At 61.3% G+C, this 17053-nt stretch carries 21 protein-coding genes; 6 read left to right on the top strand and 15 right to left on the bottom strand.

What is annotated here, in order from left to right; genetic code table 11:
* Positions 1–124 precede the first annotated feature (124 nt).
* From M1D97_RS09775 to M1D97_RS09790, 4 genes are read left to right on the top strand one after another with little or no spacing between them, the layout of a single operon-like run.
* On the top strand, positions 125–1855 hold the full coding sequence (locus tag M1D97_RS09775) for a penicillin-binding protein activator (protein ID WP_456267553.1): 1731 nt from the start codon (positions 125–127) through the stop codon (positions 1853–1855).
* 6 nt (positions 1856–1861) lie between these two features.
* Positions 1862–2236, top strand: a complete 375-nt coding sequence (locus tag M1D97_RS09780; protein ID WP_456267554.1) for a YraN family protein — start codon at positions 1862–1864, stop codon at positions 2234–2236.
* Positions 2237–2288: 52 nt separating this feature from the next.
* The gene (locus M1D97_RS09785; protein ID WP_456270205.1) at positions 2289–2882 is read left to right on the top strand and encodes a phosphoheptose isomerase; all 594 of its coding nucleotides are present in this window, start codon (positions 2289–2291) and stop codon (positions 2880–2882) included.
* Positions 2875–3441 (top strand): BON domain-containing protein, encoded by a 567-nt coding sequence (locus M1D97_RS09790; protein WP_456267555.1) that lies wholly within the window; start codon positions 2875–2877, stop codon positions 3439–3441. The genes M1D97_RS09785 and M1D97_RS09790 overlap by 8 nt, the downstream gene beginning before the upstream one ends.
* A gap of 84 nt (positions 3442–3525) precedes the next feature.
* Here the strand turns inward: M1D97_RS09790 and M1D97_RS09795 are convergent, their stop codons facing one another.
* From M1D97_RS09795 to zapE, 5 genes are all read right to left on the bottom strand, one after another.
* Positions 3526–4014: a ClpXP protease specificity-enhancing factor gene (locus tag M1D97_RS09795; protein ID WP_456267556.1), complete on the bottom strand. Its 489-nt coding sequence runs from the start codon at positions 4012–4014 to the stop codon at positions 3526–3528.
* Between the two features lie 97 nt (positions 4015–4111).
* Positions 4112–4741 (bottom strand): stringent starvation protein SspA, encoded by a 630-nt coding sequence (sspA, locus tag M1D97_RS09800; protein ID WP_086623115.1) that lies wholly within the window; start codon positions 4739–4741, stop codon positions 4112–4114.
* A 163-nt stretch (positions 4742–4904) separates the two neighbouring features.
* A complete protein-coding gene (gene rpsI, locus M1D97_RS09805) occupies positions 4905–5297 on the bottom strand; it encodes a 30S ribosomal protein S9 (protein ID WP_456267557.1) in 393 nt (130 codons plus the stop codon).
* A 12-nt stretch (positions 5298–5309) separates the two neighbouring features.
* Complete coding sequence (gene rplM / locus M1D97_RS09810; RefSeq protein WP_456267558.1) at positions 5310–5738, bottom strand: 50S ribosomal protein L13; 429 nt, start codon at positions 5736–5738, stop codon at positions 5310–5312.
* Between the two features lie 150 nt (positions 5739–5888).
* Positions 5889–7043, bottom strand: a complete 1155-nt coding sequence (zapE, locus tag M1D97_RS09815; protein ID WP_456267559.1) for a cell division protein ZapE — start codon at positions 7041–7043, stop codon at positions 5889–5891.
* Between the two features lie 207 nt (positions 7044–7250).
* Here zapE and M1D97_RS09820 point away from each other — a divergent pair, with 207 nt between their 5' ends.
* Positions 7251–7700, top strand: coding sequence for a YhcB family protein (locus tag M1D97_RS09820; RefSeq protein WP_456267560.1), 450 nt, complete (start codon positions 7251–7253; stop codon positions 7698–7700).
* 32 nt (positions 7701–7732) lie between these two features.
* Here M1D97_RS09820 and M1D97_RS09825 read toward each other — a convergent pair whose 3' ends face one another.
* Complete coding sequence (locus M1D97_RS09825) at positions 7733–8488, bottom strand: Nif3-like dinuclear metal center hexameric protein (protein WP_456267561.1); 756 nt, start codon at positions 8486–8488, stop codon at positions 7733–7735.
* A gap of 199 nt (positions 8489–8687) precedes the next feature.
* Between M1D97_RS09825 and M1D97_RS09830 the strand changes: the two genes are divergently transcribed.
* A complete protein-coding gene (locus tag M1D97_RS09830) occupies positions 8688–9926 on the top strand; it encodes a S1C family serine protease (RefSeq protein ID WP_456267562.1) in 1239 nt (412 codons plus the stop codon).
* Positions 9927–9950: 24 nt separating this feature from the next.
* Here the strand turns inward: M1D97_RS09830 and hisD are convergent, their stop codons facing one another.
* The 9 genes from hisD to M1D97_RS09875 form a co-directional block, all read right to left on the bottom strand.
* Entirely contained in the window at positions 9951–11255 is a 1305-nt protein-coding gene (gene hisD / locus M1D97_RS09835; protein WP_456267563.1) for a histidinol dehydrogenase, read from the bottom strand.
* A gap of 126 nt (positions 11256–11381) precedes the next feature.
* A complete protein-coding gene (gene hisG, locus M1D97_RS09840) occupies positions 11382–12038 on the bottom strand; it encodes an ATP phosphoribosyltransferase (RefSeq protein WP_456267564.1) in 657 nt (218 codons plus the stop codon).
* A gap of 53 nt (positions 12039–12091) precedes the next feature.
* Positions 12092–13351, bottom strand: coding sequence for a UDP-N-acetylglucosamine 1-carboxyvinyltransferase (gene murA / locus M1D97_RS09845; RefSeq protein WP_456267565.1), 1260 nt, complete (start codon positions 13349–13351; stop codon positions 12092–12094).
* A gap of 20 nt (positions 13352–13371) precedes the next feature.
* Positions 13372–13629 carry a BolA family protein gene (locus M1D97_RS09850; RefSeq protein WP_456267566.1) on the bottom strand — a complete coding sequence of 86 codons (258 nt, stop codon included), beginning with the start codon at positions 13627–13629 and terminating at the stop codon, positions 13372–13374.
* A gap of 128 nt (positions 13630–13757) precedes the next feature.
* Positions 13758–14111, bottom strand: a complete 354-nt coding sequence (locus tag M1D97_RS09855) for an STAS domain-containing protein (RefSeq protein ID WP_456267567.1) — start codon at positions 14109–14111, stop codon at positions 13758–13760.
* Positions 14111–14767, bottom strand: a complete 657-nt coding sequence (locus tag M1D97_RS09860) for an MlaC/ttg2D family ABC transporter substrate-binding protein (protein ID WP_456267568.1) — start codon at positions 14765–14767, stop codon at positions 14111–14113. Before M1D97_RS09860 ends, M1D97_RS09855 begins: the two co-directional genes overlap by 1 nt.
* Positions 14768–14838: 71 nt before the next feature.
* Positions 14839–15300: an outer membrane lipid asymmetry maintenance protein MlaD gene (gene mlaD / locus M1D97_RS09865; protein ID WP_456267569.1), complete on the bottom strand. Its 462-nt coding sequence runs from the start codon at positions 15298–15300 to the stop codon at positions 14839–14841.
* On the bottom strand, positions 15300–16076 hold the full coding sequence (mlaE, locus tag M1D97_RS09870; protein WP_456267570.1) for a lipid asymmetry maintenance ABC transporter permease subunit MlaE: 777 nt from the start codon (positions 16074–16076) through the stop codon (positions 15300–15302). The genes mlaD and mlaE overlap by 1 nt, the downstream gene beginning before the upstream one ends.
* Positions 16076–16888 (bottom strand): ABC transporter ATP-binding protein, encoded by an 813-nt coding sequence (locus M1D97_RS09875; RefSeq protein ID WP_456267571.1) that lies wholly within the window; start codon positions 16886–16888, stop codon positions 16076–16078. Before M1D97_RS09875 ends, mlaE begins: the two co-directional genes overlap by 1 nt.
* Positions 16889–17053: the final 165 nt, after the last annotated feature.

The raw sequence follows: 17053 nt of genomic DNA on the forward strand, positions 1-17053 counted from the left end.
TGGCCTGTGTCATGACGAAAAACGTTACAGGCTCGACTGGCGCTGCATGGTACGCCGTGCAGTTCGCGGATGCCACGCCGTGGCGTCCTCAGGGAGACCGGCAAGAAAAAGGAAATGCCCAGGCATGCGAACATCACTTACCAGACTGGCCGGCGCGGCCATGGTGGCACTGACACTGGCAGGCTGTGCCGGCACATCGGGCATTGTGGATCGCTTTGGCGGCCAGTCCTCCGACGATCTCCTGCGCCAGGCTCAGCAGCAACAGGGCGGTGAAGCCGCAGCGACCCGCCTTCAGGCGGCCGAGCTGTTGCAGCGCCAGGGCGACAATACGCGTGCGCTGGAAGTGGCCGGCAACATCGATCGCTCGGCGCTTGCCGCCGACCAGCAGATTCGCTGGGCGCTTTTGACATCACGTGCCGCAATGGCGCTGCAGGACCCGCAGGCCGTGCTGGACGCCACCGCCATCGTCAACAGCAGCATCGCGCTACCGGAAAGCGAAAGAGACACGCTGCTGGAGCGACGCGGTCTGGCCCTGGCCATGAACAATGAGCCCATGGAAGCCGCTCGCATCCTGACCGCCCTGCAGGCGCGTACGGACAATACGCAGCTCAACGACACCATCTGGCGTCAGCTCAATCGTCTCGACCCGGGTCAGCTCGATCAGCTCGCCGCCCAGAACCGCGTGGCGGCCGGCTGGGTCGAGCTGGTGCGGCTGCAGCGCCAGCAGGGGGCCAACCTCGGCATGCTGACCGACGCCATCAGCCGCTGGCAGGCCAACAATTCACGCCATCCAGCCTCCCGGCGTCTGCCCACGGATCTGAACGCACTGGATGAGATCCGGGATCAGGAGATCCGCAAGATCGCGGTATTTCTGCCCAGCGGCGGCCCGCTGGAGTCGATCGCCACCGCGGTCCGCGAAGGTATTCAGGCCCGTGCCGATGACGTGCGCAGCCAGGGCAATCAGGTACCGGAACTGGTGTTTTATGACACCACCGGCCAGGACATCGAAAGCCTGTATGCGCGTGCCACCATGGAAGGCGCCCAGGCCGTGATCGGACCGCTCAGCAAGGAGCAGGTGTCGCAGCTGGAAACCCGCGACGGGGTGCCCCTGCCCACGCTGGCGCTCAATTACGGCACGCATGACCACAACAGCGCCCGCAACCTGTTCCAGTACGGCCTGTCCGCCGAGGATGAAGCACGCCAGGCCGCACAGCGCGCCCGGCTCGACGGCCATCAGAGGGCCGGCGTGATGGTTCCCGACAACGAATGGGGCAGTCGCGTTCTGGGTGCCTTCCAGCAGACCTGGCAGCAGGATGGGGGCGATCTGGTCAGCGTTCGGAACTACGACCCGTCAGCCTCGGCTACTTCGGCGGTCCAATCGGTAGTCAATGGCGGGCACGGCCGCCCCGACATGCTTTTTTTGCTGGCCCTGCCCGGCTATGCCCGTCAGGTCCCCCCGACGCTGGATTACTATGATGCGGCAGAACTGCCCATCTACGCGACCTCGCACGTGTATGAAGGCTCGCCCCAGCCGCGCATGGATCACGACCTCGACGATGTCATGTTCGTGGACATTCCCTGGCTGATCCCCGAGGCCGCCGCCGGTGGCAGCGACGCCCTGCCGTTCGAGTCCACCCGTGAACGTCTCACCCGGGACGATCAACCGGCGCTGATCAAGCTCCATGCCATGGGCGTTGACGCCTTCGAACTGGCAAGACGCCTGCCGGTCATGAGCGCCATCGGCGGATTCGAACTTTATGGCGCCACCGGTCGACTGGCCCCCGGCCAGGATAATCGCGTCGTGCGCATCCTGCCCTGGGCCGTCTTTCGCAACGGCCAGCCGACGCTCCCCTGAGTCGTCGTGGCCTTTCGACCCTTCAGCAGCCGCCAGCGCGGTCACGACATCGAGTCGTTGACCGCGCAGTGGCTCGAACGACAGGGACTGAGCACGGTGGCACGCAATCAGCACATCCGTGGCGCAGAGACCGATCTCATCATGCGCGATGGCGATACCCTGGTCTTTGTAGAAGTACGCTATCGCGCCAGTCCCTCTCACGGCACCCCGCTTGAAACCATCACACCCGCCAAGCAGCGTCGACTGATCCGGGCCGCGCGTTTTTATCTGCTCGACAAGCGGTTATCATGCCCCTGCCGCTTTGATGCGGTAGGCGTGACGGGGGAGCCTCCCGAGCGCCTGCACTTTGAATGGATCAAAAGCGCCTTTGACGCCTTCTGATGCCTTCGCGTCGCCGCGGGAATACAACGCCATTTACGAGCCGAAGAGTGCCATGGACTTTCAATCACGCATCATCGATCACTTCAACGCCAGCATCGACGTCAAGACCTGGTCGAGCGAGGTCCTGCCGCCCTTCATCGAGGCCGCCAGTCAGATCATGGTCCAGAGCCTGATCAACGACGGCAAGATTCTGGCCTGCGGCAACGGCGGCAGCGCCGGCGATGCCCAGCACTTCTCCTCGGAACTGCTGAATCGCTTTGAGCGCGAACGGCCGAGCCTGCCGGCACTGGCGCTGACCACGGACTCTTCCACCATCACCTCGATCGCCAACGACTACAGCTACAACGATGTCTTTTCCAAGCAGATTCGGGCGCTGGGTCAGCCCGGTGATGTTCTGCTGGCCATCTCCACCAGCGGTAATTCCGCCAACGTCATTCAGGCCATTCAGGCCGCCCATGACCGCGAGATGATCGTGGTGGCACTGACCGGCCGCGACGGCGGCAACATGGCATCGCTTCTGGGCCAGGAAGATTGCGAAATTCGCGTGCCGGCGACCGTGACGGCCCGTATTCAGGAAGTCCATCTGCTGGCCATTCACTGTCTTTGCGACCTGATCGATCACCAACTCTTCGGCAGCAATGAATAAGCGCCCCCTTTTCCGCCTGACGAGTGCCCTGCTGCTGGGTGTCATGCTTGCCGCCAGCGGCTGCAGCACCATCACCGGCAGCAACGGCTACGGCACACGCACCGGTTATGCCATCGACCAGGACACCCGGATCGCGCGCACGCTCTGGGACAGCATCCGGGCCAATGACAGTCTTGATGACACCCACATCAACGTGGATGTCTATAACGGCTTTGTCCTGTTGACCGGCCAGGTCGGCAGCGAAGCCCAAAAGGCACAGACCGGAGAGCTGGCCACGCGTATTCAGGGCGCCCGCCACCTGCGCAACGAACTGAGCATCGGCCCCAACAGCTCGACGCAGCAGCGACTGCAGGATACCTGGATCACCTCACGCGTGAAGGCACGCCTGGCGACCGGCAGTTACATCGACAGCGACCGCGTCAGGGTCCTGACTGAAAACGGCACGGTATATCTGATGGGCATGGTCCGCTACAGCGAAGCGGATTATCTCGTGCGGCTGGCCTCTCAAACCGGTGGCGTGGAGCGCATCGTCAAGGCGTTTGAATACATCGACGGCTAAGCCCGGCATTTCGGGACGAGCGCATTAAAAAGCGGACCCGCCATGATGGCGGGTCCGCTGGTATGACGGTAACGGGTCCGGCAGCTACTTGATAACCTTCAGGGACGGACGACCCTTTCTGGGACGCGAATTGTCGTCGTCATCATCGTCGCCACCCTCACTGCTCTCCTCGTCCGTTTTGGCCACCGCACCCAGATGCGAATCATGCTCGCCGGCATCATCGCTGTCGGGTTCGGCAACATCCGAAGCGGCATCCGGCATGACAGGTTCCTGGCCGAAAACCATGCCTACCCCGTTTTCACGGGCATAGATGGCGATGATGGCATCGATGGGCAGCTCGACGGTCATGGGCTGTCCGCCAAAGCGCGCGTTGAAGGCCACCATGTCATTTTCCATGAAAAGCTCTCGTACCGCGCCCGGACCAATATTGAGCACGATCTGGCCGTTCTGGACAAACTGTTCTGGTACTACCACGCCCGTGCGTTCGGCATCGACAACGACATAGGGCGTGCAGTCGTTGTCCAGCAGCCACTGATACAACGCACGAATCAGATAGGGACGGCTGGAATGCATGTTTTTACCTCACTGAACAATGCCTCGAAATATGAACCCTGCGCATCAATCAGTATCCTCGCTGCACCATGCCATGGCATCTGCAGCGGTGGGCCGATCAGGTGCGAAGCTCACGCTCCGACTCGAGAAGTGATGCCCTGAAGGCATCCCGCGCAAACAGCCTTTCCATATAGCCCATCAGCGGCTTGACCTGCTGCTCGGGCAGCTCGACACCCAGTGCCGGCAGACGCCAGAGAATGGGCGCCAGACAGCAGTCCACCAGCGAAAATTCTTCACTCATGAAAAACGGGATATCTTCAAAGATCGGGCTGATGCCGATCAGGCTTTCACGCAGCTCCTTGCGCGCCTGCTCGACTTCCTTCTTGGAACCCGGCGACAGGATACGTTCCACCATCGGGCACCACTCACGCTCGATGCGATGCATCCACAGTCGGCTCTGGGCACGCGCTACGGGGTAGACCGGCAGCAGCGGTGGATGCGGAAAACGCTCATCCAGATACTCCATCATGACCTTCGATTCATACAGGACCAGGTCACGATCGATCAGTGTCGGCACACTGTTATAGGGATTGAGATCGGCCAGCTCCGCCGGACGATGCTCATCGTTGACCTCGATGATATCAACGGAAATCCCCTTTTCGGCCAGCACGATCCTGACGCGATGGCTGTAATGGTCGTCACTGCCTGTATAGAACGTCATTGACGATCGTTTGGCCACAACACCCATAGAAAGTCCTCACTTTAATGACGAGCTGGATGATAACACGAGAGCACACGCCCGGGTTGCCGGATTGACAACCGCCGGGTTGCAACAGGCATGAAAGAACTGCCGTGCAGACACAAAAACGCCCGGGAAAACACCCGGGCGTTTTGAGACGCGACGTCGAAGCTTAACGCTTGGAGAACTGGGGACGACGACGTGCCTTGCGCAGACCAACCTTTTTACGCTCGACCATACGCGCATCACGCGTCACATAGCCGGCGCTGCGCAGCGGTGTGCGCAGTTCTTCATTGTAATCCATCAGGGCACGGGTAATGCCGTGACGGATGGCGCCTGCCTGGGCAGAACCACCGCCACCCTGAACGGTGACATAGATGTCGAACTGGTTGGTCAGCTCGGTCAGCTCGAGCGGCTGGCGTACAACCATCTGGGCTGTGACGCGGCCGAAGTATTCGTTGAGCTCACGCTTGTTGACCGTGATATTGCCATTGCCCGGACGCAGGAAAACGCGTGCGGTAGAGGTCTTGCGGCGGCCTGTGCCGTAGTACTGCTGCTGTGCCATGAAAATGTTCCTTTAGAGATTCAGTGCCTGGGGTTGCTGCGCCGCATGAGGATGCTCACCACCGGCATAAACCTTGAGCTTGGAATACATGGCGCGACCCAGCGGACCCTTGGGCAGCATTCCCTTGACAGCGATTTCGATGACGCGCTCCGGCGCATGATCGATCATCTGCTCGAAGTTCATCGAACGCAGACCGCCCGGATAACCGGTATGGCGATAATACTGCTTGGCAAAGGACTTCTTGCCGGTCACACGGACCTTCTCGGCGTTGACGACAACGATGTAGTCACCGGTGTCAACGTGAGGGGTATATTCGGGCTTGTGCTTGCCGCGCAGACGGCGAGCGATCTCGGTAGCCAGTCGACCCAGAGTCAGATCTGAAGCGTCGATGACATACCAGTCGCGCTGCACGGACTGCGGTTTGGCGCTGAACGTCTTCATGTATGAATCACCATGGTTGTGGCGAGAGCACAGCTGCTGCCCTGCCAATCCCTATTTTTCTTGGTTGTTGTCCCTGCCTGCAGAACAACAACGATAAGCGAGCGCGCATTGTACAGAGCCCGCCTCCGGCGAACAAGGGATTAATCACATTCAGGGCTTGTGCGTCAACGCCAGATAATCACTGGACTGCATCTCCTGCAGGCGCGATACCGTGCGCTCGAACTCAAAGGCAAGCTCGCCGCCGCTATAGAGGGATTCGGGCTCGGCGTCTGCCGACATGATCAGCTTGACGGCGCGATCGTAGAATTCATCTACCAAGTTGATAAAGCGCCGCGCCTGATCCTCGATCGCCGCCCCCATGACCGGCACCCCGGAAACCAGCACGCTGTGATACTGCCTCGACAGCTCGATGTAATCATTCTGGCTGCGCGGACCATCGCACAGCGTTTTGAAATCAAACCAGACCACCCCCTCATGGCAGCGGCGCGCCTCAAGCGCACGTCCGTTGATGCGCAGCGTTTCCTGCTCGCCGGGGGCGCCGGCCAGATGGGTAAAGCTTTTTTCCAGCGCCTCGTCGGCGCTGTCGTCAGCCGGGGTGTGGAAGATCTCCTCGCGGGTCAGGGTGCGCATCCGATAATCGATGCCCGCATCCACGTTCACCACGTCACAGTGCCGGTTGAGCAGCTCGATGGCCGGCAGGAAGCGATCGCGCTGCAGCCCGTTTTTGTACAGCTCATCCGGCACGATATTGGACGTGGTCACCAGCACCACGCCCTGGGCAAAAAGGGCATCGAGCAGATTGCCCAGAATCATGGCATCGGTGATGTCCTTGACGAAGAACTCATCGAGACAGATGACCCGGGCCTCTTCGGCCAGCTTTGCCGCCACCAGGGTCAACGGGTTCTTCTGCCCCTTGTGGGCCTCCATTTCCTTGTGGACACGCTGCATGAAGCGGTGAAAATGCGTGCGCATCTTGTCATCAAAGGGCAGGCTGTCGTGAAAGGTATCGACCAGCCATGTCTTGCCGCGCCCCACACCGCCCCAGAAATAGAGCCCCTTGATCTCCGGCTCGGCAGGCGCCTTGGGCGCAGAGGGCTCGCCCTTTTTGCCGAAAAGGCCCGACATTTTCGACCGGAGCCCGCCCTCTGCTTCCGTTGTTGTCGAAGGCGTGGGGCGCGGTCTGCTCGTCAGGGCGTCATAAAGACGCTGCAGATGCTCGACCGCCTTTTCCTGGGCGCTGTCGTACTGAAAGCCTTCACGTTCAAGATCCTGCCGATACTGTTCTCGCGGGGAAAGTCTGGACATGTTGTCTGGTGCCTTGCAGAAGATCGGATACCATGATTGTACAGCGTGATGCCTGCCGACTCGCCCTGCGGACGATGATGTATCATCGCTGATAAACATGATTATGTCGTGAGTGAATTGACCCGGACAACACGAGGCCTTCTATAATGGCCCATCGCATGGTCACGCCGGTCGTGCGTGCATTCAGCATCGAAGAGGGGAATATTGGTGAACGAAGGCAATATCGACTGGGTAGTCGCCATTGTGGCACTGCTGGCAGGCATCGCTATCGGCGTGTTGATCCGCCATTTCTCGGGCAACCAGAGAGCGAACAGCCAGAAACTCAAGCAGCGACTCGCCGAAACCGAGCTTGAACTCAAATCGCTTCGCGACAACGTCAACACCCATTTTACCGACGTCATGACGCTGGCCCGGAACATTACCCGCCAGAGTGAAGAGCTTCAGGCCCGACTCGACGCGGATGCCGACACCATGACCAGTGACCCGGCGCTCAAGCGCCGTCACCAGACAGATGCCGCGCAGGAGAGCGAAGAAGACCCGGCGTCGCTTCACGCGCCTCGCGACTACGCCGACACCAACGGCACGCTCGACGAAGGCTACGGCCTGCGTCCGAAACAGGACGGTGACAGCACGCATCCGCAGCCGCCCAGGTATTGACCCCGTTGCGGCTGCCGATACGCCGGCAGCCGCTATACCGGATTGTCGATATCGACAAAACGGTGCTCGACACCGTGCTGCTGCGCCAGCCGCTCGCCCAGAGCGCGGATGCCATCACGCTCGGTGGCATGGTGGCCGGCGGCATAGTAGGTAATTCCCATCTCCCGGGCCAGATGCGTCGTGCGCTCTGACACCTCACCCGAGACGAAAGCGTCCATCCCGGCCTCTGCCGCTTCGATGATCATGTCCTGTGCGCCTCCCGTACACCATGCGATGCGCTGGATGGGACGATCATGCCCTGCAATCATCAGCGGCCGATGGGCCAGCCGCTTGTGGAAACGCTCGGCCAGTGCCTTCTGTGAGCACGCTGCCATGTCACCGTGATACAAGAGCCCCTGCCCCATCTCGCCATCCAGCACACCCTGCACCTGCCAGTCCATGCGGCTTGCCAGCAGAGCATTGTTGCCCAGCGTGGCATGGGCATCCAGCGGCAGATGCCAGGCCACCAGATTGATGTCATGTGCCAGCAGCGTGGCAATGCGGCGCTGCTTCATGCCGGTAATGGCCACCGGCTCGTTTTTCCAGAAGTAGCCGTGGTGGACCAGCACCATGTCGGCCTGCCACGCCACCGCCTCATCCAGCAGTGCCTGGCTGGCCGTCACGCCGCTTATGACCCTTTCCACCCGATCACGGCCCTCGACCTGCAGACCGTTGACGGTAAAGTCCTTGAAACGCTCCGGTGTCAGCAGTGTGTGCATGTCATCCATTAATTGTCTGCGCGCGACCATGGCCTCTCTCCTGTCCGTCCATTGTTTCCTGAAAGTAGCGTCTTCGCATCGGACATCGCCGACACCTCGGTGATAAACTCGCTCAACGATTACAAGACATTGCGATCCGGATGCGAAGGCAACGCCTCGGCCTGCATGCCGGAGGCGGTGTCTCTGCAAGTCTGCAGCCCGGAGCTGCCTGTTTCAAAAGGATGTTGTCATGCGCCGACTTCTGGTGCCCCTGATCTGGCCTGTCGTCTGTGGCGTCCTGCTGGCGCTGGTACTGCTGGATCACATGCCGCAGATCATCGACAGCGGCGACCGGCCGGCCGGTGACCAGCTACAGGGCCAAAGGCCCGAGGCCCCCGCCACCACGCCGGTGTCCACTCCCCCGGTACAGCGCACGCCTCCCGTCACACGCGACGCCGCCCCGCTGCAGCGCGGTCCGGGCACGGCCAGCTATTCCAGCGCCGTGCAGCGAGCGGCACCGGCGGTGGTCAACGTCTATTCGTCGCGGCTGGTCGAACGCGACCACCATCCGCTGATGTCCGATCCGTTTTTTGAACAGTTCTTCGGCAACAGCCAATCCGGCCGGCGACGCATGCTGTCCAGCCTGGGTTCCGGGGTCATCGTCAGCGACGAGGGCTACATCCTGACCAACAACCACGTTATCAGCGGCGCCGATAAGGTACAGATTGCCCTGCGTGATGGCCGCGAGACCCTGGCCACCGTCATCGGTACCGATCCGGAGACGGATCTGGCGGTACTCAAGATCGATCTGGACAACCTGCCGGTCATCGATCTGGCCGATGCTACCAACACCCGCGTCGGCGACATCGCCCTGGCCATCGGCAACCCCTTCGGCGTGGGCCAGACCGTCACCATGGGCATCATCAGCGCTACCGGGCGCAACCATCTGGGACTCAACGCCTACGAGGACTTTATCCAGACGGATGCCGCCATCAACCCGGGGAACTCGGGCGGCGCACTGGTCAATGCCGAGGGCGCCCTGGTGGGTATCAACACTGCCATCTTTTCACGCACCGGCGGCTCGCAGGGCATCGGTTTTGCCATTCCCACCAATCTGGCGCACGGCATTCTCAACGATCTGGTCACCCGCGGCCGGGTGGTCAGGGGCTGGCTGGGAATCGAGGCCAGAGAGGTCAGCTCCAGTCTGGCCTCTTCACTGGATATCAACGCCCCGCGCGGGGTCGTGGTTTCGGATGTCGTGGAAGGCGGTCCGGCCGCACAGGCCGGAATCCGGGTCGGCGATCTGATCCTGTCGATCGACGGCAAGCCACTGCTGGATGCCCAGACCGCCATGGTGGATATCGCGGAGATCGAGCCCGGCAGGGAGCTGCCGCTGGAGCTTTACCGCGGCGGCAAGCGCTTTCGTGTCAATGTCAGCGTGGGCGAGCGCCCCAGTCGGCCGGTGACGCCGGTACAGTCCGAAAGCTGACCGGCGACTGACGACCAGCGTGGATCAGCTGTTGTCGTCGTGGTTGATACGATTTTCGGCCGAGCGGGCATGCGCCGTCAGCGACTCGCCTCGTGCCAGCACGGAGGCGGTCTGACCCAGCGTTGACGCCCCCTGCGGCGAGCACTGGATCAGCGATGAGCGCTTCTGGAAATCGTAGACGCCCAGCGGCGAGGAGAAGCGTGCGGTGCCGGAGGTGGGCAGCACATGGTTGGGACCGGCGCAGTAATCGCCCAGCGCCTCGGCCGTATAGCGCCCCATGAAAATGGCCCCGGCATGGCGGATCCGGTCGACCAGCCGCTCCGGTTCGGCCACCGACAGCTCCAGGTGCTCCGGCGCGATACGATTGGCAAGCGTGATGGCCTGCGCCTCGTTCTCTACCAGCACCAGAGCGCCCCGACGGGAGAGCGACTCCCGGACGATATCGGCCCGCTCGAGCGTGGGCAGCAGCCGCTCGATACTCTCTGCCACTGCATCCAGATGCTGCGCGTCCCAGCTGATCAGGATGGCCTGAGCATCCTCGTCGTGCTCGGCCTGCGAGAACAGATCCATGGCCAGCCAGTCCGGGTCGGTACCGCCATCGGAGACCACCAGGATTTCCGAGGGCCCGGCAATCATGTCGATGCCGACCTGCCCGAAGACAGCGCGCTTGGCGGTGGCCACAAAGATATTGCCCGGCCCCACGATCTTGTCGACCTTCGGAATCGTTTCGGTGCCGTAGGCCATTGCCGCCACGGCCTGCGCCCCACCGATGGTAAAGACCCGTGAGACACCCGCGACGTGCGCCGCCGCCAGCACCAGCTCGTTGAGCACGCCGTCCGGCGTCGGCACCATCATGACGATGTCTTCCACGCCGGCCACATGCGCCGGAATGACGTTCATCAACACCGATGAGGGATAGGCGGCCTTGCCGCCGGGCACGTAGACGCCGGCCCGGTCCAGCGGCGTTACCTTCTGGCCCAGCATGGTGCCGTCGGCTTCCTGATATGACCAGGACTCGGGCTTTTGTCGCTCGTGATAGGCGCGAATGCGATCGCCCGCCACTGCCAGCGCCTGACGCTGTTCTTCCGGCAGCCCCTGCCACGCCTGTTTCAGCCGCTCGGCGCTCAGCGTCAGTGCCGACATGTTCTGCACGTCCAGACGATCGAACCGGCGGGTCAGGTCGATAACGGCGGCATCGCCACGGCGACGCACATCAGCGATGATATTGTCCACGCTTTGCTGCACGTCGGCGTTCGACACGCTTTCCCAGTCCAGCAGCGTGTCCAGCCGGGATTCAAAGTCCGGCTGCTGTATAGAAAGTCGATGCATGCTCTGCTTGTCCATGACGCCTGAATGACTCCTTGGCTTCCGGCCCCTGCCGGGAAGTATCGTGCGGTAACGCTGGCGTGATGCCCTGCCCTGGCCGCCTCCTGAAGACCGGTCCGGAGACCGGGCTCAGGACGTGGCGTCACTGTGACGACGCGCCTCGACGGCCTGCCCCAGACGCTCGATCAACGGCCCCAGCCGCGCATGCTGCACGGTCATGGAGGCCTTGTTGACCACCAGACGCGTGCTGATATCGGCGATCAGCTCGCGCGGCACCATACCATTGGCACGCAGGGTGTTGCCGGTATCCACGATATCGACAATCTCATCGGCCAGATTCATCAGCGGTGCCAGCTCCATGGCGCCATAGAGCTTGATGACCTCCGCCTGAATGCCCAGCCCCGAGTAGTAGCGTCGGGCGATATTGACGAACTTGGTCGCCACGCGGCGCCGGGCACGCCCCGGAGTGACGCCCTCGATACCCGCCGTCATCAGGCGACAGCGTGAAATATCCAGATCCAGCGGCTCATAAAGCCCCTGGGCGCCATGTTCGAGCAGAACGTCCTTGCCCGCCACCCCCACATCGGCGGCGCCCATCTGCACATAGGTGGGCACATCAACAGCCCGCAGAATGACCAGCTTGACGTTGTCCAGGCTGGTATCGAACAGCAGCTTGCGACTCTTGTCGAGCGGCTCCAGCGGTTCAATGCCGGCAGCAGCCAGCAACGGCAGCGTCTCCTCGAGGATTCGCCCCTTGGAGAGCGCCAGTATCAGCGGTTTACTCATGTGATCTTCAATGGCTGCAAAAATGAATCGACATGACGAGCATTCGTACGCCCCTAGCGCGGCACGCGGCGAATACGCGCCCCCATTAGCTGAAGCTTCTCCTCGATGCACTCATAGCCGCGATCGATATGGTAGATGCGATCCACCACGGTCTCTCCTTCGGCCACCAGTGCGGCAATGACAAGGCTTGCCGAGGCACGCAGATCGGTCGCCATGACAGGCGCACCGCTCAGGGACTCGACACCGCTGACCAGCGCGGTGTTGCCTTCCAGAGAGATGTCCGCCCCCATGCGGTTGATCTCCTGCACATGCATGAAGCGATTTTCAAAGATGGTTTCCACCACACGCCCGCTGCCTTCGGCCACGGCGTTGAGCGCCACGAACTGCGCCTGCATGTCGGTAGGAAAGCCCGGGTAGGGTGCCGTGCGGATATTGACCGCCTGCGGCCGGCGACCGTGCATGTCCAGCGAGATCCAGCCGTCACCGGTCTCGATCTCGGCGCCGGCCTCTTCCAGCTTGAGCAGCACCGCCTCCATGGTGTCGGCACGGGCGTTACGCACCCGGACCCGCCCGCGGGTGGCCGCAGCCGCCACCAGAAAGGTGCCGGTCTCGATACGATCGGGCATGACATCATAGTGACAGCCATGCAGACGCTTGACGCCCTCGATGGTGATGGTACTGCTGCCGTGCCCGCTGATTCTGGCGCCCATCGCAATCAGACACTCGGCCAGATCCACGATTTCCGGCTCGCGGGCAGCGTTTTCCAGCACGGTGCGGCCTTCGGCCAGCGTGGCCGCCATCAAGAGATTTTCGGTCCCTGTCACCGTCACCGTATCCAGCACGATATGGGCGCCCTTGAGACCGCCGTTCGCTCTGGCACGAATGTAGCCGCCCTCGACGCGGATATCGGCCCCCATGGCCTGCAGGCCGCGAATATGCAGGTCCACCGGACGCGTGCCGATGGCGCAGCCGCCGGGCAGCGAGACATCGGCCGTGCCGAAATGCGCCAGAAGCGGTCCCAGCACCAGAATCGAGGCCCGCATCTTCTTGACCAGATCATAAGGCGCGTGACAGTCCCTGACCCGACCATCGAGCTGAATGCTCATCTTTTCGCCCATGATGGGTTCGACACCCATGCGGCCGAGCAGCTCGAGCGTTGTGGTAATGTCCTGCAGATGAGGCAGGTTGCCGATGGTGACCGGCTCATCGGCCAGCAACGTGGCCGCAAGAATGGGCAGGGCCGAATTCTTGGCACCCGACGTCCAGACTTCGCCGGACAGCGGCCGACCACCGCTGATAATCAGTTTATCCATTCACCAGACTTCCACGGCAATCAGGCACGATCTGAATCGGGCGACGCTTCGGCCCACTGCGCCGAGGTCATGGTTTTAATGCTGATGGCATGCAGCGCGCCGCTGGCAATTTCTTCGGACAGCGCCGAATAGATCAGCTGCTGACGCTTGACGGGTGTCATGCCTTCAAAGACATCACCGATGGCGGTGACCTGAAAGTTGCACCCCTCTCCCTGAACACGAAATTCACAGGATTCGACTCGCGCCTCAAGCAGGCGCTTGACTTCATCAGGCTGCATGATGACTCCTTCGCTGGTTTGTTGGTCGCCAATGGTAAATGAAAAGCACGACCCGGCGCGAATGGACAACCAAAAAAGCGGCGTCATGGACGCCGCTTTCGGATCATTCGCCCTGCCGGCGCTTACGGTCATGGCTCATCGGCAGTTGCAAACGAGGTCTCGTGGGCCGGAAAGACATCGCTGAGCTCCGCCATCTCGATCAGCTCGCGCATGCGATCGGAGAGCGTGATGCGATCCACTTCCAGCCTGCCCGCCTGGGCGGCGCGCAACCATTCGAGCAGTACCGAGATGGTGGCACTGCTGGTACGGTCCACGCCGCACAGGTTGAAGGACACCGATGATTCGCTGCGGCCCTGCAGCCAGTGAATACCGGCCGAGGCCAGATCCGGCGCATTGTCAAAGCCCGGCGCCCCCTTCAGATACAGGGCAGCATCGCGGGCTTCAAGCGTTGCGGCGTCATCACTGTAGAGCGTCTCGCTCATCAGCCCTGAGCCTTCTGGTTGTCTCCATCACCCTCTTCCAGATCGACATCGGGCGACCAGCTGTTGATGACGGCATCAAAGTCACGGTTGTTGGAACGCATGGACTGATCAAACTGATTGCGGAAGGTCAGTCCCAGATTGATGCCGTTGACCACCACATTGATGACCTTCCATTCACCGTCACGCTCGCGAAGCGTGTAGGAGACCGGATAGCGCTCGCCGTTGGTGGCGATGACTTCCATATCGACACTGGCCTGATCGTCGTAGCGCGTGTTCTGGTTATTATCCAGTACCCGCACGTCCTCGTAGTCAAACGTCACCAGCCCCTGAGCATAGGTATCGATCAGCGTCTGCTTGAACACGCGCGCAAACCGGCTGCGCTGCTCGGGGCTTGCCGCCTGAAAGTACTTGCCCATGACGCTTGCCGAGGCGTAGCGCCAGTCAACGATGGGGTCGATGTTCTGATCGACAACCTGTCTGAGCTCGTCGGGATTATCGCGATAGCGCTGCTGATTGTTGTCGAGTCTGGACATCAGCTGCTCGACGCTCTGACTGACCACTTCGTGCGGCGACTGATTGGCTGCCTGGGCCGACATGACCCCCATACCGAGCATGGCGGCGACCAGTACACCAACATAACGGGAGACTCTTTTCATTGATGCCACCTCCTGGCTCTACGGACCGTGCAGGCGCCGCACGGCATATCGGCGCCCGCCATGTGTCCGGTTTATTTGGACATGTTCGATACGAACTGCTGAATCAACTCTTCCAGTACCAGCGCCGACTGGGTGTCGCGAATGGTGCCCCCATCCTCGATCATTTCAGGCGCCCCGCCGGTCGAAAGACCGATGTATTTCTCGCCCAGAAGTCCTGCCGTCAGAATAGATGCCGTGGAATCTTCCGTCAGTTTTTCACCGACATCGCCATCGATCTGCATGGTCACACGCCCTTCAAGCCACTGCGGGTCCAGCTCGATGTCGGTAATACGGCCCACGGTAACGCCCGCCATGGTGACGCGTGAACGCTCTTTCAGACCACCGATATTGCTGAAGTTCGCATGCACCGTGAAATTCTGTTCAGCCTGCCCTGGAGCAAGGCCACTTACCTGCAGACCCAGAAAGACGAGTCCCAGAAAACCGGCCAGCACAAAGGCGCCAACACCGGTTTCAAGCCACTTAGAGCGCTTCATCAGAATTCTCCAAACATCAGCGCGGTCAAAATGAAATCCAGCCCCAGTACGGCCAGCGAGCCAAAGACGACGGTTCGGGTCGTGGCGCGCGAGATCCCCTCGGAGGTCGGGATGAGATCGTAGCCCTGAAAAACGGCGATCCATGTCACGACGACACCGAAGACCACGCTTTTCAGCATGCCGTTCATGACATCATCCATGAAGATGACGCTGCCCTGCATGTTGCCCCAGAACGAGCCCTGATCGACGCCCAGCCAGTCCACGCCGACGATATAGCCGCCCATGATACCGATCACGCTGAAAAAGACAGTCAGTATCGGCATGGAGACGAATCCCGCCCAGAGCCGCGGCGAGATCACCCGACGCAACGGATCAACACCGATCATCTCCATGCTGGAGAGCTGCTCGGTCGCCTTCATGAGCCCGATTTCGGCCGTCAGGGCCGAGCCGGCGCGACCGGCAAAGAGCAGCGCCGTCACAACGGGCGCAAGCTCCCGCAAGAGCGACAGCGCCACCATCTGGCCCAGCGCCTCATCGGCGCCGAAGCCGGACAGCACCAGATAGCCCTGAAGCGCGATGACCATGCCGATAAAAAGGCCTGAAACGGCCACAATGGGCAGCGACATGACGCCCACGAAATACATCTGTCGCAGCCACAGACTGACGCCCTGAAGGCGGGGCAGATGACACAGGGCCTGTACCAGAAAGATGGCACTGCGACCCAGCGATTCGAGCGTATTCAGCGTCTTGTGCCCCAGAGACGTCAACGGTGACATCACGACACCTCCGATGGCGCAAGAATATCCTCGTAAAAGTTCTTCGAAGGATAATGAAAGGGCACCGGTCCATCAGGCTCACCGCGAATGAACTGGCTGACCCGGGGGTCCTGTGCTTCGCGCAGCGAGGCCGGCGAGCCACTGGCCATCACGCGGCCATCGGCAATGACATAGACATGATCGGCGATCGACAGCGTCTCCTTGATATCATGGGACACCACGATGGCGGTCATGTTGAAGGCGCTGTTGAGCCGGCGGATCAGCGTGACCAGCACGCCCATGGAAATGGGGTCCTGACCGACGAAGGGCTCATCGTACATGATCAGATCCGGGTCCAGCGCAATGGCCCGTGCCAGCGCCACACGCCGGGTCATGCCGCCCGACAGCTCGGCTGGCATGAAATCCCGGGCGCCACGCAGGCCCACGGCCTGCAGCTTGATCAGCACGAGGTCACGAATCATGTGCTCCGGCAGCCTGGTATGAACCCGCAGCGGAAAGGCCACGTTTTCAAAGACACTCAGATCCGAAAAGAGCGCCCCGCTCTGAAACAGCATCCCCATACGGCGGCGCATCCTGAAAAGCGCCTGACGGGACAGTCGATGCACATTGTCATTGCCGACATGCACACTGCCCGAATCCGGCATGAGCTGTCCGGCGATCAGCTTGAGCATGGTGGTCTTGCCGGTGCCACTGGGTCCCATGATGGCCGTGATGCGCCCTTTTGGAATCTCCAGATCAACGCCCGAAAAAATGGGTCTGCCAGCTCGCGAGAAATGAAGATTCTCGACGCTGACCAGTGTTGAGTCGGACATACAACTCCTGAGTAGACACAAAAGGATAGGGAGTTAGCGAACATCGTATCCGAATTATACCCGCCCCCACCAGTGCCCGTTGAAGGCAACTGCCACAACGGCATGGAAACCGGCCTTTCACCAGGGCCCCTGCACGCTTTTGGCCCTGTCCCCCATGGCGCCCTG

It is taken from the genome of Kushneria sp. AK178, assembly GCF_053903105.1.